Genomic DNA, 20,329 nt, shown 5'->3' with positions numbered 1-20,329 from the left:
ACGCCACGCCGAGCCGATCCCGCCATTCATCGCAAATCGTGACAGTCGGCTTAGTTTAAGGCCGTGCTCTACGGGATCGTCGCCGCCGCCACCGCCGTCCTGCTCACCGCCCTGCTCACCGCGCTGCTCCGCCCGCTCGCCCTGCGCCTCGGCCTCGTCGAGCCGCGCGGGCGCGGACGCTCGGAGGAGGCCCGGGGCCGGCCCCTGCCGCTGCTCGGCGGCGTGGCCGTCGTCCTCGGCACGTCGCTGGTCGCGGGGGCCGGGCAGTGGACGGGCGCCGCCCCGCTCGGCGCGGAGGCCGGGCGGCTGCTCGCCGCCGGGGCGGGGGTCGCCCTGCTGGGCCTCGCCGCCGACGCGTGGCGGCTGCGGCGGCGGTTCGTGCTCGCGGGGACGGCCGTGGCGGCGGCGCTCGTCGTGCCGTACGGCGAGACGGGGGTGCCGGGCGGGGTGCTCGCCGCGGGCTGGATCGTCTGTGTCGCCGCCGCCTTCCGGGGGCTCGACCACAGCGACGGGCTCGCCGGCACGGCGGGCGTCGTCACCGCCTTCGGCGTGGCGGTGTGCGCGGCCGTCGACATGCTGGACGGGATCGTGGTGCTGCTGAGCACGCTGGCCGCCGCGCTGGCCGGGTTCCTCCTGCACAACTGGCACCCCGCGCGGAGCGCGCTCGGGGCGTGCGGCTCGCTGTTCGCGGGCTTCGTGCTCGCCTCGGCCGCGGTGTTCGCCCGCGCCGGCCGCGAACCGTCCGCCGGCGCGGCGGTGCTCTTCGCGCTCACCGCCCTCGCGAGCGCCGACGCCGTCCTCGTGGTGCTCTCCCGGTGGCTGGCCGGGCGGACGCTGTCGCGCGGCGGCCCGGACCACCTCGCCCACCGGCTGCGGCGGCTCGGGCTCACCGCGCGGGGCGCCACGGTGCTGCTCGGCGTCGGCGCGGTCCCGGGGGTGCTCACCGGGGTGCTCGTGCACACCGGCTGGGCGGGCGGGGGCGCCGCGCTGTGGATCGCCGCGGGCGCGCTCGTCGTCGTCCTGGGGCTGCTGCGGGTGCGGGTGTACGAGCCGCGCCGGACGACCGGGGGCGCGGCGGGGCGGGTTCCCCGTGGCGGCGGGGCCGTGGTGGGTCAGGGGCCGGGTGCCGCCGGGGGCGCGGTGGGGCGGGTTCCGCGGAGCGGCGGGGCCGTGGCGCGGCAGGGCGCGGGAGTCGCCGGGGCGGTGGCGGGCCGGGTCCCTCGTGGCGGCGGGGCCGTGGCGCGGCAGGGCTCGGGTGCCGCCGGGGGCGTGGTGCGCCCGGGTCCTCGTACGGCTGGATTTCCGGTGCGGCAGGTTTCCCGTAGCGCTTCTTCGCAGGTCAGGAACCGGTTGCGCGTAAGGAACGGATAAGAGTTGAGCCAGGTTGACTCAGCTCTGTTGACCCAGCGCCGGGCGTCCGGCACACTTGAGCCTGTTCCACTCAAGTCAGCTGGAGGAATCAACCATGGCACGTGCGGTCGGCATCGACCTGGGCACGACTAACTCCGTCGTCAGCGTTCTGGAGGGCGGCGAGCCCACCGTCATCACCAACGCCGAGGGCGCCAGGACCACGCCGTCCGTCGTCGCCTTTGCCAAGAACGGCGAAGTGCTCGTGGGTGAGGTGGCCAAGCGCCAGGCGGTCACCAACGTGGACCGGACGATCCGGTCCGTCAAGCGCCACATGGGTACCGACTGGAAGATCGCGCTGGACGGGAAGGACTTCAACCCGCAGCAGATCTCCGCGTTCATCCTGCAGAAGCTGAAGCGGGACGCCGAGGCCTACCTGGGCGAGAAGGTCACCGACGCGGTCATCACCGTCCCCGCCTACTTCAACGACGCCGAGCGCCAGGCCACCAAGGAGGCCGGCGAGATCGCCGGCCTGAACGTGCTCCGCATCGTCAACGAGCCCACCGCCGCCGCCCTGGCCTACGGCCTGGAGAAGGAGGACCAGACCATCCTGGTCTTCGACCTCGGTGGCGGTACGTTCGACGTCTCGCTGCTGGAGATCGGCGACGGCGTCGTCGAGGTGAAGGCCACCAACGGCGACAACCACCTCGGTGGCGACGACTGGGACCAGCGCATCGTCGACTACCTGGTCAAGCAGTTCCAGTCCGGCCACGGCGTGGACCTGTCCAAGGACAAGATGGCCCTCCAGCGGCTGCGCGAGGCCGCCGAGAAGGCCAAGATCGAGCTGTCCTCCTCCACCGAGACCTCGATCAACCTGCCCTACATCACGGCCTCCGCCGAGGGCCCGCTGCACCTGGACGAGAAGCTCACCCGCGCCCAGTTCCAGCAGCTCACGTCCGACCTGCTGGAGCGCTGCAAGATCCCGTTCCACAACGTCATCAAGGACGCCGGCGTCTCCATCAACGACATCGACCACGTCGTCCTCGTCGGCGGTTCGACCCGCATGCCCGCCGTCGCCGAGCTCGTCAAGGAGCTGACCGGCGGCAAGGAGGCCAACAAGGGCGTCAACCCGGACGAGGTCGTCGCCGTCGGCGCCTCGCTCCAGGCCGGTGTCCTCAAGGGCGAGGTCAAGGACGTCCTGCTGCTCGACGTCACCCCGCTGTCCCTCGGCATCGAGACCAAGGGCGGCATCATGACCAAGCTCATCGAGCGCAACACCACGATCCCGACCAAGCGCTCCGAGATCTTCACCACGGCCGAGGACAACCAGCCGTCGGTGCAGATCCAGGTCTACCAGGGCGAGCGCGAGATCGCGGCGTACAACAAGAAGCTCGGCATGTTCGAGCTGACCGGTCTGCCCCCGGCGCCGCGCGGCGTCCCGCAGATCGAGGTCTCCTTCGACATCGACGCCAACGGCATCATGCACGTCACGGCGAAGGACCTCGGCACCGGCAAGGAGCAGAAGATGACCGTCACCGGCGGCTCCTCGCTCCCGAAGGAAGAGGTCGACCGCATGCGCGAGGAAGCCGAGCGCTACGCGGAGGAGGACCACAAGCGCCGCGAGGCCGCCGAGGCCCGCAACCAGGGCGAGCAGCTCGTCTACCAGACCGAGAAGTTCCTCAAGGACAACGAGGACAAGGTCCCGGGCGAGGTCAAGACCGAGGTCGAGGCCGCGGTCGGCGAGCTGAAGGAGAAGCTCAAGGGCGAGGACACGGCCGAGATCCGCACCGCCACGGAGAAGGTCGCGGCCGTCTCGCAGAAGCTCGGCCAGGCCATGTACGCCGACGCCCAGGGCGCCCAGGCGGCCGGCGGTGCCTCCGCCGGTGCCGGTGACGCCAAGGCCGACGACGACGTGGTCGACGCCGAGATCGTCGACGACGAGCGGAAGGACGGTGCCGCGTGACGGAGGAGAACCCGGGCTTCGAGGAGAAGCCCGACGTCCCCTCCGGCGCCGACTCCGACGACGCCGAGCAGTCGCAGGCCGCCTCCTCCTCCCCGGAGGAGCAGGCGGCCCCGGCCGGGGACACGAGCCAGAACGCCGGTCTGGTGGCCCAGCTGGACCAGGTGCGCACCGCGCTCAACGAGCGCACGGCGGACCTCCAGCGGCTCCAGGCCGAGTACCAGAACTACCGTCGCCGGGTCGAGCGCGACCGGGTCGCGGTCAAGGAGATCGCCGTGGCGAACCTCCTGACCGAGCTCCTGCCCGTGCTCGACGACATCGGCCGCGCGCGGGAACACGGCGAGCTCGTCGGCGGATTCAAGTCCGTCGCGGAGTCGCTGGAGACCACCGTGGCCAAGATGGGCCTGCAGCAGTTCGGCAAGGAGGGCGAGCCCTTCGACCCGACGGTCCACGAGGCCCTGATGCACTCCTACGCGCCGGACGTCACCGAGACGACGTGCGTGGCGATTCTGCAGCCCGGGTACCGGATCGGCGAGCGGACCATCCGCCCCGCGCGGGTGGCCGTGGCCGAACCCCAGCCGGGGGCGCAGACGGTGAAGCCGGCGGAGGAGTCCAAGGACGCCGGGGACGCCGAGAAACCGGAGCAGCCGGCGGACGACAAGGAGAACGGTGGCCCGGAGGAGGGCTGACGTCGAAACGAACGCAGGGAAGGAGGGGCGTCGGGGATGAGCACCAAGGACTTCATCGAGAAGGACTACTACAAGGTCCTCGGCGTCCCCAAGGACGCCACCGAGGCCGAGATCAAGAAGGCGTACCGCAAGCTCGCCCGCGAGTACCACCCGGACGCCAACAAGGGCAACGCCAAGGCCGAGGAACGCTTCAAGGAGATCTCCGAGGCGAACGACGTCCTCGGCGACCCCAAGAAGCGCAAGGAGTACGACGAGGCGCGCGCCCTCTTCGGCAACGGCGGCTTCCGTCCGGGGCCCGGCGCGGGCGGCGCCTCCTTCAACTTCGACCTGGGCGACCTCTTCGGCGGCGCCCAGGGCGGAGCCGGCGGCTTCGGCGGCGGGCTCGGTGACGTCTTCGGGGGTCTGTTCAACCGCGGCGGCGCGGGCACCCGTACCCAGCCGCGGCGCGGCCAGGACATCGAGTCCGAGGTCACCCTCAGCTTCACGGAGGCGATCGAGGGCGCGACGGTCCCGCTGCGGATGTCCAGCCAGCAGCCGTGCAAGGCCTGCTCGGGCACCGGCGACCAGAACGGCACGCCGCGCGTGTGCCCGACCTGCGTCGGCACCGGCCAGGTCGCCCGGGGCTCCGGCGGAGGATTCTCCCTCACCGACCCCTGCCCGGACTGCAAGGGCCGCGGCCTGATCGCGGAGCACCCCTGCGACGTCTGCAAGGGCAGCGGCCGGGCCAAGTCCTCCCGGACGATGCAGGTCCGCATCCCGGCCGGCGTCTCCGACGGGCAGCGCATCCGGCTGCGCGGCAAGGGCGCCCCCGGCGAGCGGGGCGGCCCGGCGGGCGACCTGTACGTCGTCGTGCACGTCGACGCGCACCCGGTGTTCGGCCGCAAGGGCGACAACCTCACCGTCACCGTGCCGGTCACGTATCCGGAGGCGGCCCTCGGCGGGGAGATCCGGGTCCCGACGCTGGGCGGCCCGCCCGTCACGCTGAAGCTGCCCCCGGGCACGCCGAACGGCCGTACGATGCGGGCCCGGGGCAAGGGCGCGGTCCGCAAGGACGGCACCCGCGGCGATCTGCTGGTCACCGTGGAGGTGAGTGTCCCGAAGGACCTGTCGGGGAAGGCTCGTGAAGCGCTCGAGGCGTATCGCGAGGCAACCGCGGGCGAGGACCCGCGGGCGGAGCTGTTCCAGGCCGCGAAGGGAGCTTGAACGAGATGGATGGCCGTCGACGCAACCCGTATGAACTGACCGAGGACACCCCGGTCTACGTCATCTCGGTGGCGGCCCAGCTCTCCGGCCTGCACCCGCAGACGCTGCGCCAGTACGACCGCCTCGGCCTGGTCTCCCCGGACCGCACGGCCGGCCGCGGCCGGCGCTACTCGGCCCGCGACATCGAACTGCTCCGCCAGGTGCAGCAGTTGTCGCAGGACGAGGGCATCAACCTGGCCGGCATCAAGCGCATCATCGAACTGGAGAACCAGGTCGCCGCCCTCCAGGCCCGCGTCGCGGAGCTGGAGGACGCGCTCGACGGCGCGGCGGCGGCGATGCGCCAGCGCGAGGCGGCGGTGCACGCCTCCTACCGCCGCGACCTGGTGCCGTACCAGGAGGTGCAGCAGACCAGCGCGCTGGTGGTGTGGCGGCCGAAGCGGCAGCAGCAGTCGGACTGACCCGTACGCGCGGGAAGGGGCCCGGAGGCGGTGGACCTCCGGGCCCCTTCGCGTCGTCCGGGTCACCCCGCCGGCGCGGTGACCGCCCAGTCGCCCGCCGGCGGGGACTCGGTGCCGTCCGCGGCCACCGCGGTCACCCAGTAGTACGAGGTGGTGCCGGGCCGCGCGCCGGTGTCGACGTACTCCGCCGTGCCGCTGCCGGGAGCGGCGATCCTCTCGTAGGCCCCGGTGGCCGGGTTCCAGCGGTGGACGCGGTAACCGCCCGCCGCCCGGGGATCGTCCTCGCCGAGGCCGTACCAGGTCAGCCGGTTGCCCTCGGCGCCCTCGGCCCCGGTCGCCTCCAGGGTGAGCGGGGAACCCTCGGGCGTCGCCACGCCCGGCGTGGTGTCCAGCTCGGTCGCGGTCACCACCAGCGCGTCGCCGGTCCACTGGAAGGCGGAGTTCCCGGCGTCGTCGACGGCGTCCACGACGAAGCAGACCTCCTCGCCGTCGGGCAGGGTGGTGTAGGCGTACGAGGTGGTGCCGGCCGGGACGTGATAGCCCGCGTACAGGGAGCACATCCGCTCCCCCTCGTCGCCGAGGAGCTCGCCCCGGCGGACCACGTAGCGCGCCAGGTCGGGCGTCGGGTTGGCGTCCCAGCGCAGCTGGAAGCCGTACTCGGTCGGGGTGACGGCGAGCCCGGTGACGGCGGACGGCGGGGTGAGGTCGCGCCGCTCGCCGCCGGCCGCGGCGGACCGCGCGGACTCGTTGCCGGCCGCGTCGAGGGCGGTCACCCGGTAGTGGTAGGCGGTGCCCTCGGCGGCCGAGGCGTCGAGGTACGAGGTCCGGCCCGTCGCGGTTCCGATCCTGGTGTACGTGCCCGACGCGCTCGTCGCCCGGTACACGCGGTACGACGCCGCGTCGGGGACCGCCCGCCAGGCGATGCGCAGGCCGCCCTCCTCGGAGGCGGTGCCCAGCCCGGTGGGCGCCGCGGGCGCGGTCCGGTCGGCGGTGGTGACGAGCAGGTCGGCCGTCCCCGCCGACTCGTTGCCGGCCTTGTCGTGGGCGCGGACCTCGTAGTAGTAGGCCTGGCCGGTCGCCGGCAGGGTGGCGTCGGTGGCGGACGTGGCGGTGGTGGCCGTCAGCGGCGTGCTGCCGTACGCCGCGCCCTTCGGGCGCCGGTAGACGCGGTAGCCGGCGAGGTCCATTTCCTTGTTCCTGGCCCAGGTGACCTTGGTCTTGCCGGTGGTGGGGTCGTAGGTGGCGGTGGCGTTCGTGGGGGCGAGGGGTTTGACCTTGTCGGTGGTGGCGGTGGTGCGGGGGGTGTAGGTGAATTTGACGTTGGCGGTGCCGGTCCAGTTGACGAAGTCGATGCGCAGGGTGTGCTTGCCGGCGGGGATGGTGAGGTGGACCGTCTTCTTCGTGGTGGAGGAGACGTTCTTCCACAGGTCGATCCTGCGGGTGCCGTCGAGGTGGACGCGGATGCCGTCCTGGGCGGAGGCGGTGAAGGTGAAGGGGCCGCCGGAGCCGAAGTCGCGGGTGAGGGACCAGCGGACGCCGAAGTTGTTGGAGGGCAGGCCGGAGGCGGGGGCGCCGGTGCCCCAGTTCTGGTCGATGGCGCTGTCGCAGTCGGTCTTCTTCGGGGTGCCGGAGAAGGTGGTGTTCGCGAAGAACTGCCGCTTGTAGACGGGGGAGGCGCAGCTGACGGCGGCGGACGCGGGCGCGGCGACGGCGGTGAGCAGGCCGCCCGCGGTGGCGAGCACGACGGCGGACGCGGCCGCGGTCGTCGTGCGTCTGGCTGGGATCATGCGGTCCTCTTACTGGGATCGGGAGGGCCGGACACCGCCCTCGTGATCACGACTCGTGAGGAAAGGCGTTGGTTGTACGGCCTTCCGCGCGCCGTTCGCCCCCCATGGAGTGGACACTCCGTGAAGGGTGTTGGGAGAAGATTCCGCTCCGTCTTCACGGCGAACGCGGAGCGTGGTGTTGTCATCTCGTTAAGTGGTTCCGCTTGACGCTGGGGGCCGCCGCCGCGTTGGCTTTTCAGTCACATGGGCCGCAATGCTGTGCCCACGTCCGGAACGCACCTGAAGTGAGCCCTCGAATGCGTCGTATCGCCATATCCGTGGCCGTCACCACGATGTCCGTCACGCTCGCCGGCTGCGGCATGCTGAACGCGTCGGGGAGCAGCGGCGACGCCAGTCCCACCAAGGGCAACGACCTCACCGTGGGGCTGCTGCTGCCGGAGCGGGACAACACCCGGTACGAACAGTTCGACTACCCCATCTTCAAGAAGAAGGTCGAGTCCCTCACCGGCGGCCGGGGCCACGTCGTGTACGCCAACGCCGAGGCGAGCGCCGGCAAGCAGACCGAGCAGCTCCGGCAGCTGATCGAGGACAAGGTCGACGTGATCGTGCTGGACGCGGTCGACGCGCACGCCATCGCCGACGGGGTGAAGAAGGCCAAGGAGGCCGGCATCCCGGTCATCGCCTACGACCGGCTGGCCGAGGGCCCGATCGACGCGTACATCTCCTTCGACAACGAACTGGTCGGCGAGGTGCAGGGCCGCTCCCTGCTCGAGGCCCTCGGGGGCGGCGCCTCCGACAGGATCGTCATGATGAACGGCTCGCCCACCGACCCGAACGCCAAGCAGTTCAAGGCGGGCGCGCTGTCGGTGCTGACCGGCAAGGTGACGATCGCGCAGTCCTTCGACACCAAGGACTGGAAGCCGGAGAACGCCGAGGCCAACATGGCCGAGGCCATCAACACGCTCGGCAAGGACAACATCGCCGGCGTCTACTCCGCCAACGACGGCATGGCGGGCGGCATCGTCAAGGCCCTCAAGGCCGCGGGCGTCACCGACCTGCCGCCGATCACCGGCCAGGACGCGGAACTGGCGGCGGTGCAGCGGATCGTCGCCGGCGAGCAGTACATGAGCGTGTACAAGTCCTACCCGCAGGAGGCCGAGAGCGCCGCGGAGATGGCCGTGGCGAAGGTGCAGGGCCGGGACATCCAGTTCGAGGCGCTGGCCCGGGACAAGGTCGACAGCCCCACCCACAAGGGCATCCCCGCGCAGCTCGTGCCCGTCGTGGCCCTGACGCGGGGGAACATCGAGGACACCGTCGTCGCGGACGGCATCCACAAGGTGTCCGACATCTGCACCGCCAAGTACCAGACCGCCTGCGCGGCGATCGGCCTGAAGTAGCACCGGCGGCGGGGACCGTCCGGTTACGTGCCCCGGCCGGGGCACGGTGCCCTCCTCCGGCTGGGGCACGGTGCCCGTCCCGGCCGGGGTTCCGCACTCTTTCCGGTGATACGCGGCCACGCCCCGGTGAGCGCCCTGGCGGCCGCCGGACGTCCGCGCACCGTCCGTCCCCCGGCCCCGGGCCGAGCCGCCGCCTTTCGTCGCGGGTGCGTTCCGCCCGTGGGCAGCCGCCGCCTGTAAGACCTGTGATCCGTGAGGCCTTCGTGGCTCATGGGGTGCGCGTGCGGGCCGCCTGGCCGGCCCGCACGCGCGGGCCGATCCCCAGGTCGGGTCCGCTGCGTGCACCTGGCCCGGTCCTCATGCCCGATCCGGTTCTCATGCCCGCCCGGTCCACGCGCCCGGCCCCGGCCGCGCGGGCGGCGGCTTTTCGGAACCATGTCTTCCGCCGTGTTCGCCGGGTATCCGGAGACCCTGGTCGTTCCGCTGCGACGTGCCGGGCGGAGGCGCGGAGATACCGGTGCGTACCGGTCCATTTCGTAGATCACGGCGGAGGGAGCCGTGTTGCGGACCCGGTCCGCTCCGCGCATAGTTGCGCTGCGGAACGAGGCTGGAACCGGGGGTGGAACGGGCGATGGCCGGGCACGGGACGGACGAGCATCCCCATGGTGCTGACCGACTGTGCGAGGCCGGGGATCGCGTGTATTCCCGGGCCGTACGGCGTGGCCGCGTGCCGCGCGGGGACGCGGAGACGGCGCCCTGCCTGCTGGACCTGGCCCTGCTGCACCCGGACCCGGACGACATGGACTGGCTGGTGCCCACCCCTCCGCAGGAGGTCATGACCCGGCTGCTGCGCGGGATGTACGACGAGGTCAGCGCGAGCCAGCGGCGGGTGGGCTCGGCGGTGGCGGCCTTCGAGCGGTACGCCGGACTCGGCCGCCAGGTGCAGCCGGTCCCGTCGGCGGCGGAGGGCTCGGCGATCCGGGTGCTGGACGGGCTCGCCCGGATCCAGGCCGCGATGGACGAGGCGACGGAGGCCTGCACGACCGAGGTGCTGACCGTCCAGCCCGGCGGCATCCGGCGCGAGCACGAGCTGGCGGAGGGCCTGCACCGGGCGCTGACGCTGCGCGGCCGCGGGGTGCGTATGCGGGACCTGTACAACCACGTCGCCCGGCACGGGCAGGGGCTGCTCAACTACCTGGAGCTGATGGGCGACGCGGTGGAGGCGCGCACCCTCGACGAGGTGATCGACCGGCTGATCCTGTTCGACCGCAAGGTGGCGTTCATCCCCGCCAACGCCGACCGCACGATGGCGCTGGAGCTGCGGCACCCGGCGCTGGTCGAGTACCTGGTCACGGTCTTCGAGCGGCTGTGGCGGCTGGCCATCCCGCTGACCGCGCCGCTGCCGGACACCGGCATCGAGGGCATCTCCCACCGGGAGCAGTCCATCGCGGCGCTGCTGGCGGAGGGCCACCAGGACGCGGTGATCGCGGAGCGGCTGGGGATCAGCGTCCGCACCTGCCGCGCCCACATCGCCCGGCTGTCGGAGACCCTGGGCGCGGCCAGCCGTACCCAGCTCGGCGTCCGCATCGCCCAGGTGGGCCTGGACGGCCCGCCGCGCACGGCCGTCTCGCCGGGCGCGCGCGAGCCGGGGGCGCGGACGGTCCGGTGAGCCGGCCCGGCGCGGCCGTGCCCGGAACTCAGCCTTCCTGTTCCAGGATCCCCGACTGCGCGATGAGGTAGCCGAGCTGGGCGCGGCTGCCGCTGCCGAGGGCCGTCGCCAGTTTGGCGATGTGGGCCCGGCAGGTGCGGACGTTCATGCCGAGCCGCCGGGCTATGGCCTCGTCCACATGGCCCTCGACCAGGAGCTTGGCGATGGAGTGCTGGATCTCCGTGATGCCGTCGAGGGCCGCCTCGTAGGGCTTGCCGGTGCTCAGCGGGACCGCGCGGTCCCACAGGTACTCGAAGAGCTTGATCAGGTAGCGGATCAGGCCGGGGTGCCGCAGTTCGAGGGCGACCTGCTGGTCGTCGCGGGCGGGGATGAAGGCGACGGCCTCGTCACAGATGATCAGGCGTTCCACCAGCTCGTCGATGGTCCGGTACTCCGCCTTGCCCTCGGAGAGCCGGGCCGCGTAGGCGAGCTGTTCAGGGTTGTAGCGGGCCGTGTGTTGATACAGCGTGCGGATGCGCACACCACGTTCGATCAACGGCTTGTCGCGCTCCAGGCCGCGCAGCAGGCTGCGTTCGGACATGCGGTCGCTGGGCTGGACCGTGAGCATCTCCGTCCGGCACTGGGCCGTGGCCATGTTCAGGGCGGCGTTGATCCGCTCCCCGCCCTCCAGCACGGTGATGGAGTCGCTGGTGGAGGTGACCTGGGTGCCCAGCGCCAGAAACGGCTGAAAGGTCTCTGCAAGCTCGACCGCCAGCCGCCTGCGCTGGGTGATCTCGTACTCCAGGGGGCCGAGCTGCCGGGACAGGGCGACCGCCGGGAGGACCGGGCGCAGCCAGTTCGGGTCGTCCGGATCGGGATGGAGCAGGGCGAACTCCATCAGACAGGGGGCGGTTTCCGCGTCCTTTCGGGCGATGCGTCCGGCGCGCAGGGCGGCGGCATACAGACGCTCCCCCTCCGCACACCACTCGGTCATCGCATGGGGATGCACTGCTTTAGTCCGATTTGATGCCAAATCTCCACCCCCCAGGCTCCTGAACATGCAGGAACATGATGCATCGATTGTGTGGCCATGACGTGCCCGAATGAGCCATCGTCGTACCCGACGGGGGAAAAGGGGACCTTCAAGTGAGGACGAAGCCGACCATGCGTAACAGAATGCTTCGCTCGGTGCTTGTCGCCGCCTTCTCCACCGTTGTGGCCCTCGGCGCGCTGAGTGGCTTCTCCGAGGCGAAGGACGATGTCCGAGCGAACAGCAGCTGGCCGTCAGTGGGCGTGAACACCGTCTACGGCGCGGACAACAGCAGCTGGCCGAGTTCCGGGGCAGCGGGATCCGGGAGCTGACGTGACCACTCCACCCGACGACCGGTCCTTCCGACGCGAGATGGCCACCGCCTACCGGTCCGGCTGGCACTTCATCGACCTGGTCACCGCCATCCCCCACAGCGGCGATTCGCTGATGGTGACCGTGTTCGGCGAGCCGGTCGTCGTCACGCGGGACGAGGACGGAGACGTACGGGCGTACCGGTGCCTGCGGCGGCCCCGGGGGGCGCCGCAGCCCGTGCGGTGTGCCGTCCGGTACGGAATGATCTTTGTGAACCTCGACCAGCGGGACCACCGGCAGGTGGAGTCCGGCTCCCCTGCCCATCGGACTGTTTCGGCCACCCCCCGCAGTGCCTGACGCGATTCCCCCGTCGCAAAAGATCGCTCAGGTGCTTCCCCCCGCAGCGGCGTCACCGTGACCTGAACACGGTGACGCCGCTGCAGTTTGAGGGGACTTTTCTGGACATCGGCTCGCTCTCGACTGGCCGAAAATAGTCGATCACCGGTGCGGATCTCCCCGGTCGAGCCGGCCTTCCCCCATCGCTCCGCGCATCACCCGCCGTGGACGCCTGTCCCGTTGTGGACGTGCGCCCGCCCGCCGTGGACGCTTGCCCCGCTGCGGACGTGGCCCACCCGTCGTGGACGCGTGCCCCGCCGTGGACGCGTGCCGCCCGCAGTGAACGCGTATCCGCCCGCCCGCCCGCGTGCGCGCGTGCCGCTCCCGCCGGAAGCCGAGAGGCGACGCGCCCGGCTCGCCGACGACCGGACCGCCGGATCGGAGGGGTGTGCGGAGCCGGGTCCCCGGAACTCGGCCCCGTGGAGCCTCCCGCACCGGGCCTTGAGTGGAATAGACTCAACTTTGTGTACGTTGATTAAGTCAGCATTGGGAGACGGCACAAGAACGGCTGCAGACAGCTGACGCCAGGAGGAGAACGCGAACGTGGACGCCGAGCTGACCAACCGGAGCCGGGACGCGATCAACGCGGCCGGCAACCGGGCCGTGACCGAGGGGCACCCGGACCTGACCCCCGCGCACCTGCTCCTCGCTCTGCTCCAGGGGCAGGACAACGAGAACATCATCGACCTGCTGGCCGGCGTCGACGCCGACCAGGCGGCCGTGCGCACCGGCGCGGAGAAGATCCTCGCCGGGCTGCCCAGCGTGACCGGGTCCACCGTCGCGCCGCCGCAGCCCAACCGCGAGCTGCTCGCCGTGATCGCGGACGCGCAGGCGCGCGCCCGCGACCTCGGGGACGAGTACCTGTCCACCGAGCACCTCCTCATCGGCATCGCCGCCAAGGGCGGTCAGGCCGGTGAGGTGCTGCAGCGGCAGGGGGCCGACGCCAGGAAGCTCCAGGAGGCCTTCCGGAAGGCGCGGGGCGGACGCCGGGTGACCACCGCCGACCCCGAGGGCCAGTACAAGGCCCTGGAAAAGTTCGGCACCGACCTCACCGCCGCCGCCCGCGAGGGCAGGCTCGACCCGGTCATCGGCCGGGACCAGGAGATCCGCCGGGTCGTGCAGGTGCTGTCCCGCCGGACGAAGAACAACCCCGTCCTCATCGGCGAGCCCGGCGTCGGCAAGACCGCCGTCGTCGAGGGGCTCGCCCAGCGGATCGTGAAGGGGGACGTGCCGGAGTCGCTGAAGGACAAGCGGCTGGTGGCGCTGGACCTGGGCGCGATGGTGGCCGGCGCGAAGTACCGGGGCGAGTTCGAGGAGCGGCTGAAGACCGTCCTGGCCGAGATCAAGGCCTCCGACGGCCAGATCATCACCTTCATCGACGAGCTGCACACGGTCGTCGGCGCGGGCGCCGGCGGCGACTCGGCGATGGACGCGGGCAACATGCTCAAGCCGATGCTCGCCCGTGGTGAGCTGCGCATGGTCGGCGCCACCACCCTGGACGAGTACCGGGAGCGGATCGAGAAGGACCCGGCGCTGGAGCGGCGCTTCCAGCAGGTGCTGGTGGCCGAGCCGACCGTCGAGGACACGATCGCGATCCTGCGCGGCCTCAAGGGCCGGTACGAGGCCCACCACAAGGTGCAGATCGCGGACAGCGCGCTGGTGGCGGCGGCGACCCTGTCCGACCGCTACATCACCTCCCGCTTCCTGCCCGACAAGGCCATCGACCTGGTCGACGAGTCGGCCTCCCGGCTGCGCATGGAGATCGACTCGTCCCCCGTCGAGATCGACGAACTCCAGCGCGCCGTCGACCGGTTGAGGATGGAGGAGCTGGCCCTCGGCAAGGAGACCGACGCGGCCTCGCGCGAGCGGCTGGAGAAGCTGCGCCGCGACCTCGCCGACAAGGAGGAGGAGCTGCGCGGTCTCAACGCGCGCTGGGACAAGGAGAAGCAGTCCCTGAACCGGGTCGGTGAGCTGAAGGAGAAGCTCGACGACCTGCGCGGCCAGGCCGAACGCGCCCAGCGCGACGGCGACTTCGACACCGCCTCGAAGCTGCTGTACGGCGAGATCCCGGCCCTGGAGAAGGAGCTGGAGGCCGCCTCCGAGGCCGAGGAGGAGGTCACCGGGAACACGATGGTGAAGGAGGAGGTCGGCCCCGACGACATCGCGGACGTCGTCGCCTCCTGGACCGGCATCCCGGCCGGCCGCCTGCTGGAGGGCGAGACGCAGAAGCTGCTGCGCATGGAGGAGGAGATCGGCAAGCGCCTGATCGGCCAGAGCGAGGCCGTGCGGGCGGTCTCGGACGCGGTGCGCCGTTCCCGGGCCGGGATCTCCGACCCCGACCGGCCCACCGGCTCGTTCCTCTTCCTGGGCCCGACGGGCGTGGGCAAGACGGAGCTGGCCAAGGCGCTGGCCGACTTCCTCTTCGACGACGAGCGGGCGATGGTCCGCATCGACATGTCGGAGTACGGCGAGAAGCACAGCGTGGCCCGCCTGGTCGGCGCCCCGCCCGGCTACGTCGGCTACGAGGAGGGCGGCCAGCTCACCGAGGCGGTGCGCAGGCGGCCGTACAGCGTGGTCCTGCTGGACGAGGTGGAGAAGGCCCACCCGGAGGTCTTCGACGTCCTGCTCCAGGTCCTGGACGACGGCCGGCTGACCGACGGCCAGGGCCGCACGGTCGACTTCCGCAACACGATCCTGGTGCTGACGTCCAACCTGGGCAGCCAGTTCCTGGTCGACCCGCTCACCAGCGAGGCGGAGAAGAGGGAGCAGGTGCTGGAGGTGGTCCGGGCCTCCTTCAAGCCGGAGTTCCTCAACCGCCTGGACGACCTGGTGGTCTTCTCGGCGCTGACCAAGCCCGAGCTGGAGCGCATCGCGAAGCTCCAGGTCGACCGCCTGGCCAGGCGGCTCGCCGAGCGGCGCCTGACGCTGGACGTCACGCCCGAGGCCCTGGCCTGGCTCGCGGAGGAGGGCCTCGACCCGGCCTACGGCGCCCGCCCGCTGCGCCGCCTCGTCCAGTCCGCCATCGGCGACCGCCTCGCCAGGGAGATCCTCTCCGGCGAGATCAAGGACGGCGACACGGTCCGGGTGGACCGCTTCGGCGACGGACTCCTGGTGGGTCCGGCGACCGGCAAGACCCTGTGAGCGACGCGGACCGCCCGCGGGCCCGCCGCCCCGGTGGGGGCGGGCCCGCGGGCGGTCCGCGGCAGGCGCGCGGCCGGGGACGGGGATACGCGTGCATCCACCCGGCGGAGCGGGGCACCCCGTGAAGCGAAGGGAAGACCGCCGAAGGGGCGGCTGCGAGTGACCGGATCGTGTCAGCCCGGAGCTGACAGGACCGTCGGGGCTTGCCACCCCCCTCCCCGGATGAGGGAGGATGGCGGGATCCGTACGAAGGGAAAATCACGGTGAGCATCGACCCGTCCTCGATTCCGAACTTCGGGGGCCAGCCCGAGCCGCAGCCCCAAGGACCGGCGGGCCCCGTCGTCCCGGATCAGGACCTCGTGAAGCAGCTCCTCGACCAGATGGAGCTCAAGTACGTCGTCGACGACGAGGGCGACCTCGCGGCGCCGTGGGAGCAGTTCCGTACGTATTTCATGTTCCGCGGCGAGGGGGACCAGCAGGTCTTCTCGGTGCGGACGTTCTACGACCGGCCCCACAAGATCGACGAGAAGCCGCAGCTGCTGGAGTCCGTCGACGACTGGAACCGCCGCACCCTGTGGCCCAAGGTCTACACCCACACCCATGACGACGGCACCGTCCGCCTGATCGGCGAGGCGCAGATGCTGATCGGCATGGGCGTCGGCCTGGAGCACTTCGTCTCCTCGACGGTCAGCTGGGTGCGGGCCGCCATCGAGTTCGACAAGTGGCTCGTCGAGCAGCTCGGCCTGGAGCAGGAGATCAACGACGCGGAGAACCCGCAGGACGGCGAGGAGTAGTCCCCGCCCCGGTCCGCAGCGGTGCGCCGGCGGGTACGCGGGTACGCGCCGGACGTGAGGGAGAGCCCGGCCGGGGCACCGGCCACCGCGGCCGCGTGCCGGACCGGGCTCTCGCCGTACCCGCCGGCGCTACAGCGTCTTCAGCCGCCGCACCGCCTCCTCCAGCACGGACGTCCGCTTGCAGAACGCGAACCGCACGAACGGGGCGCCCTCCTCGCGGTGGTCGTAGAAGACCGCGTTGGGGATCGCGACGACCCCCGCGCGCTCGGGCAGGGAGCGGCAGAAGGCGACGCCGTCGCTCTCGCCGAGGGGCCGGATGTCGGTGGTGACGAAGTACGTGCCCGCCGGGCGGAAGACCGTGAAGCCCGCCTCCGCCAGGCCCGCCGCCAGCAGGTCCCGCTTGGCCCGCAGGTCCTCGCGGAAAGCGGTGAAGTAGGACTCGGGCAGCGCCAGCGCCTCGGCGACCGCGTACTGGAACGGGCCCGACGACACGTACGTCAGGAACTGCTTCGCCGAGCGGACGGCCGCGACCAGCCCGGGGGAGGCCGTGACCCAGCCGACCTTCCACCCCGTGAACGAGAACGTCTTCCCGCTGCTCGAAATGGTGACCGTCCGCTCCCGCATCCCGGGAAAGGCCGCCAGCGGCAGGTGTTCGGCCCCGTCGAAGACCAGGTGCTCGTACACCTCGTCCGTCACCACCAGCAGGTCCCGCTCCACCGCCAGCCGGGCGATCGCCGTCAGCTCCTCGCGGGTGAGGACGGTGCCCGTCGGGTTGTGCGGGGTGTTGATCAGCAGCAGCCGGGTGCGGTCGGTGACCGCGTCGCGCAGCTCGTCGAGGTCGAGACGGAAGCTCCCGCCGTCCGGCCGCAGGGTGACCGGCACCCGCTTGCCGCCCGCCATCGCGATGCAGGCGGCGTAGGAGTCGTAGTACGGCTCGAGGGCGATCACCTCGTCGCCCGGCTCCAGCAGGGCCAGCAGCGAGGCGGCGATGGCCTCGGTGGCGCCGGCGGTGACCAGGACCTCCGTGTCGGGGTCGTACGACAGCCCGTAGCGCCGCAGCTGGTGCGCGGCGACGGCCGAGCGCAGCTCCGGCACGCCCGGACCCGGCGGGTACTGGTTGCCCCGCCCGTCGCGCAGCGCCCGCACGGCCGCCTCCCGGACCTCCTCGGGACCGTCGGTGTCCGGGAAGCCCTGGCCCAGGTTGATCGACCCGGTCCGCACGGCCAGCGCGGACATCTCGGCGAAGATCGTCGTCCCGAACTCGGCGAGGCGGCGGTTGAGGAAGGGGCGCGGGGTGGAGGTCATGCCGGTCATCCTGCGCCGAAGCTCTGGAGTTCCTCAACTCTGCTTCACCGATGAGTACCCGCGCCGATGCCCGAAGCCCCGTCTCTGAACAGGGGAAGGGCTGTTATCGACTGTCGTCATCTGTCGTCGTTGGCCGCCCTCGGACGGCCCAGGGACGGCCCAGAAAGAGCAGAGCTGATGCCAGGCTGCTGGCGACTTTGTCCGCGAAGGTTGAGGGCCGAGCCATGAGGGCAGGATCTGGACCGTCGTTGATTCTTCCAAGCGTGCACACACGAAGCCACAGGGCCGGTACGCTGTGTGAACCTCGCGCGTGGACATAAGGAGTAGCGACGCGTGCCCAATCCCTTCCCCTCGCTCAAGGCGCAGGCCATGCTGCGCGTCCTGAGCGGGCTCGGTTACATGATCACAAGACAGAAGGGGTCGCATCGTCGACTAGAAGCGGACGGAATGCCGCCGCTCACGTTCGCGTTCCACGACGGGGCCAGCTTGTCTCCCGGTGAGGTGCGCGACATCCTGGTCAAGCAGGTGGGACTGCTGGAGGACGAGGCACTGAAGGTGGTGGGCGCGAAGTGACAGCTGAACTCATCCACCTGATCGTGCGCAAGACAGATTCAGGCCTCTACGTAACCTCCCCACAAGCTCCTGGCTTCATGTTCGGCAGGGAAACACTAAAAGCTGTTCGGGCGGATCTGCAGGACGCTCTTTCATTCCATTTTGATGAACCTGGTCCATTTCGCGTCCTGGAGCACCATGAGCGGCATTATGAAATCGCCGACGGCGAATTGGTGACTCGCATCGCAAATGACAAATTCCTAGATGAGCGACAGTTCGTTTACGAGCGCCTTGGCGAGGTGCTAAGAGACGAATCACAGGCAATTTCGTTGGCGCACGGAGTTGCGAACAGCGTCGGCGAGTCTGTCTACGTGTGTGCTCTTCCGCAAGACACTGTCGGCTGGCTAGTGGATCAGCTCGACGAGCGAGGCGACGCATTTTCAGCCGCAATTCTAGTGGCTGATCAGATGCTTCTTACGTTGCCCTTCGCGTACGGCGAGAATCGCGAAAGAATTGAAGGTTCTTTCACTTTGGCCAGCAGTCGGTACGACCGGAAAACGCCCCTCAGTGAGATCATTCAGGCAACTAATGTGGTGACTCCTATTCCTCGACTTCCGGTGAGTCGAGGGGGAGCGAGAAACGCTCGCTAGGGTAGTAGCCATTCGCATAAATGGATGCCCTTTCGATGCTGGGACCTCCGTAAAACGAATTGCGGAGGTCCCATTGCGCTTTTCCGTAAAAGCAGGACCCATTGCCTCAGACGCTTCACAGGATGTGCCGTCCTTGCCGGCCGCCCGTGCCATCACTCGTCCGTTACCAAGCAACCTGGCTTGGCGTGCCTCTCACCTGCCGCGGTGCTCCACAGGCGTCCGTGGTTGTCCGCCGCTGTGTGTCGGCCTTATCGCGCAGTTACTGAGCTTGTCGGCGTGACGTCGTTAGGGTGAGTCCGGTTGCGGCGAGGCATCCGTCGATGGTTTCGCTGCGGTACTGGAGTTCGCGGAGGGTGCGGCGCAGGACGTGCATCAGGTGGTCGGGGTCGGTGAAGACGGTGTTGTTCTGACCCGCGCGTCGGACCAGTGACCAGATGTCTTCGACCGGGTTCAGGTCGGGTGCGTAATGCGGTAGCTGGTAGGCGGTGATCCAGTCGTGGGTGTCGATGAAGGCCCGCAGCCGGGCGTCCAGGTGCACGTTGAGGTTGTCCCAGACGAGGACGAAGGGGGCGCCGAGTTGCTGGTGGGCGGTGGTCAGCGGGTCGCGGTAGTCGGTCCAGGTGGAGCTGCGCCGGCCGCCGCGCTTGTGGTCGATGTGCCGCTTGGGCCGGAAAGCCAGGCGTGAGCGTTCGCCCTGCTTGTAGCAGGCCGGGGCGGTGATCGAGAACCGGCGCTGGGAGCGTCCCCGTACTCGGATCACGGGCGTGTGTCCGCGCCTTGCCCAGGTTCGGGAAGTGGGCGGCGTCATCGAGAAGCCGGCTTCGTCTTCGAAGACGATCCAGCCGCCGAGCGCCGCCGCGGTCCTTTTGCCCGGGGCCAGGTCTCCTTCACCCAGCCGGCGACCGTGTCCTCGTCGCGCTCCAGTGCCCGTCGGGCCGGAACCTGGTGGCTCCACCCGTGACGCCGGAGCATCCGCGCGATGGCCGAGAGCGTGAGGGTCCGGTGGAACCGGCGCCCGATCAACGTTTTGATCCTGGCCAGGGTCCAGGCCTGATCCGGCCAGCCGTGGGCGACCGGCCCCTTGGCCAGCTCCTGCTCCAAAACCGCGAACAGGGCCTCGTCCAGCTTGGGACGGGCAGCCGATCCCTTGGAGTGCAGGGTCTGTCGGCCGCCTTCCTGCCAGGAACAGCGCCAGCGTTGCACCGAGCGCACGCTGACCCGCAGCTCCTTCGCCACCGTCGCATTGTCCTGTCCCCCGGCGAACATCTCGGCCGCCTCCATGCGGATGCGTTCGCGAAACGCCCGCCGCTCGGCGGTCAGGCCGCCGCCTTGCGGATACCTCATACTTCCGGCATACCGCGACAACCATCACTTGTCAGCCCCGCGACATCACGCCGACAAGCTCAGTAGACACTCACGTCATGTGGCTGAGCGTCGCTCATGCCGTCGACCTCAGCCCGTGGCTGTCCCTATAGCGCCCGGGGCAGTCATCGCAGAATCTGGAGAGTCAAGCTGATGACGGCAATGATCACGGATACCAGATCTAAGATCACAGGCCACCACTCGTTGGGCTTGCTGCGTTGACCGATAGGCGGTGTTGTCCACTACTGAGGTTTTCGTTAGTTCTGTGGGCGTGGCGGACTCGTTGGTGGGAGCCTGG

16 protein-coding genes are annotated in these 20,329 nt (G+C 70.5%); 12 read left to right on the top strand and 4 right to left on the bottom strand.

The genetic code is table 11. The features are described from left to right. Window positions 1-63: 63 nt before the first annotated feature. The 5 genes from ABD363_RS20165 to ABD363_RS20145 all read left to right on the top strand — a co-directional run bounded on the left by ABD363_RS20165 (window position 64) and on the right by ABD363_RS20145 (window position 5,657). Window positions 64-1,371 carry an MraY family glycosyltransferase gene (locus ABD363_RS20165; protein WP_344605526.1) on the top strand — a complete coding sequence of 436 codons (1,308 nt, stop codon included), beginning with the start codon at window positions 64-66 and terminating at the stop codon, window positions 1,369-1,371. Between the two features lie 94 nt (window positions 1,372-1,465). After that, complete coding sequence (gene dnaK, locus ABD363_RS20160) at window positions 1,466-3,310, top strand: molecular chaperone DnaK (protein WP_344605524.1); 1,845 nt, start codon at window positions 1,466-1,468, stop codon at window positions 3,308-3,310. Then, the gene (grpE, locus tag ABD363_RS20155; protein ID WP_344605522.1) at window positions 3,307-3,996 is read left to right on the top strand and encodes a nucleotide exchange factor GrpE; all 690 of its coding nucleotides are present in this window, start codon (window positions 3,307-3,309) and stop codon (window positions 3,994-3,996) included. The genes dnaK and grpE overlap by 4 nt, the downstream gene beginning before the upstream one ends. A gap of 36 nt (window positions 3,997-4,032) precedes the next feature. Next, the gene (dnaJ, locus tag ABD363_RS20150; RefSeq protein WP_344605520.1) at window positions 4,033-5,199 is read left to right on the top strand and encodes a molecular chaperone DnaJ; all 1,167 of its coding nucleotides are present in this window, start codon (window positions 4,033-4,035) and stop codon (window positions 5,197-5,199) included. A gap of 5 nt (window positions 5,200-5,204) precedes the next feature. Beyond that, window positions 5,205-5,657 (top strand): heat shock protein transcriptional repressor HspR, encoded by a 453-nt coding sequence (locus ABD363_RS20145; protein WP_344605518.1) that lies wholly within the window; start codon window positions 5,205-5,207, stop codon window positions 5,655-5,657. A 62-nt stretch (window positions 5,658-5,719) separates the two neighbouring features. On the opposite strand, the gene ABD363_RS20140 is transcribed toward ABD363_RS20145, so the two are convergent. After that, window positions 5,720-7,444, bottom strand: coding sequence for a fibronectin type III domain-containing protein (locus ABD363_RS20140; protein WP_344605516.1), 1,725 nt, complete (start codon window positions 7,442-7,444; stop codon window positions 5,720-5,722). Window positions 7,445-7,740: 296 nt separating this feature from the next. Between ABD363_RS20140 and ABD363_RS20135 the strand changes: the two genes are divergently transcribed. Beyond that, on the top strand, window positions 7,741-8,841 hold the full coding sequence (locus ABD363_RS20135) for a sugar ABC transporter substrate-binding protein (RefSeq protein ID WP_344605514.1): 1,101 nt from the start codon (window positions 7,741-7,743) through the stop codon (window positions 8,839-8,841). 631 nt (window positions 8,842-9,472) lie between these two features. Beyond that, window positions 9,473-10,510 (top strand): helix-turn-helix transcriptional regulator, encoded by a 1,038-nt coding sequence (locus ABD363_RS20130; RefSeq protein ID WP_344605512.1) that lies wholly within the window; start codon window positions 9,473-9,475, stop codon window positions 10,508-10,510. Window positions 10,511-10,538: 28 nt separating this feature from the next. On the opposite strand, the gene ABD363_RS20125 is transcribed toward ABD363_RS20130, so the two are convergent. Next, window positions 10,539-11,483 (bottom strand): helix-turn-helix transcriptional regulator, encoded by a 945-nt coding sequence (locus ABD363_RS20125; RefSeq protein WP_344605510.1) that lies wholly within the window; start codon window positions 11,481-11,483, stop codon window positions 10,539-10,541. Window positions 11,484-11,891: 408 nt separating this feature from the next. Here ABD363_RS20125 and ABD363_RS20120 point away from each other — a divergent pair, with 408 nt between their 5' ends. From ABD363_RS20120 to ABD363_RS20110, 3 genes are all read left to right on the top strand, one after another. Beyond that, entirely contained in the window at window positions 11,892-12,188 is a 297-nt protein-coding gene (locus tag ABD363_RS20120) for a (2Fe-2S)-binding protein (RefSeq protein ID WP_425578006.1), read from the top strand. A 582-nt stretch (window positions 12,189-12,770) separates the two neighbouring features. Next, the gene (gene clpB, locus ABD363_RS20115; RefSeq protein ID WP_344605506.1) at window positions 12,771-15,368 is read left to right on the top strand and encodes an ATP-dependent chaperone ClpB; all 2,598 of its coding nucleotides are present in this window, start codon (window positions 12,771-12,773) and stop codon (window positions 15,366-15,368) included. A 263-nt stretch (window positions 15,369-15,631) separates the two neighbouring features. Then, complete coding sequence (locus tag ABD363_RS20110; protein WP_344605504.1) at window positions 15,632-16,162, top strand: YbjN domain-containing protein; 531 nt, start codon at window positions 15,632-15,634, stop codon at window positions 16,160-16,162. Between the two features lie 129 nt (window positions 16,163-16,291). Here ABD363_RS20110 and ABD363_RS20105 read toward each other — a convergent pair whose 3' ends face one another. Beyond that, on the bottom strand, window positions 16,292-17,476 hold the full coding sequence (locus tag ABD363_RS20105; protein ID WP_344605502.1) for a pyridoxal phosphate-dependent aminotransferase: 1,185 nt from the start codon (window positions 17,474-17,476) through the stop codon (window positions 16,292-16,294). A 324-nt stretch (window positions 17,477-17,800) separates the two neighbouring features. Between ABD363_RS20105 and ABD363_RS20100 the strand changes: the two genes are divergently transcribed. Beyond that, window positions 17,801-18,040, top strand: a complete 240-nt coding sequence (locus tag ABD363_RS20100) for a type II toxin-antitoxin system HicA family toxin (RefSeq protein WP_344605500.1) — start codon at window positions 17,801-17,803, stop codon at window positions 18,038-18,040. Then, a complete protein-coding gene (locus ABD363_RS20095) occupies window positions 18,037-18,669 on the top strand; it encodes a hypothetical protein (RefSeq protein WP_344605498.1) in 633 nt (210 codons plus the stop codon). Before ABD363_RS20100 ends, ABD363_RS20095 begins: the two co-directional genes overlap by 4 nt. A 259-nt stretch (window positions 18,670-18,928) precedes the next feature. Here ABD363_RS20095 and ABD363_RS32680 read toward each other — a convergent pair. Then, window positions 18,929-20,013 (bottom strand): IS630 family transposase gene (locus ABD363_RS32680; protein ID WP_425578000.1). Its coding sequence is split into 2 segments (ribosomal slippage): window positions 18,929-19,488 and window positions 19,488-20,013, totalling 1,086 coding nucleotides; the frame shifts between segments, so codons are not numbered across the junction. Window positions 20,014-20,329 lie beyond the last annotated feature (316 nt).

Origin of the sequence: Streptomyces glaucus, assembly GCF_039533365.1 — a bacterium.
Taxonomy (GTDB): Bacteria; Actinomycetota; Actinomycetes; order Streptomycetales; family Streptomycetaceae; genus Streptomyces; species Streptomyces glaucus.
This window is presented reverse-complemented; position numbering and strand designations above follow the sequence as displayed.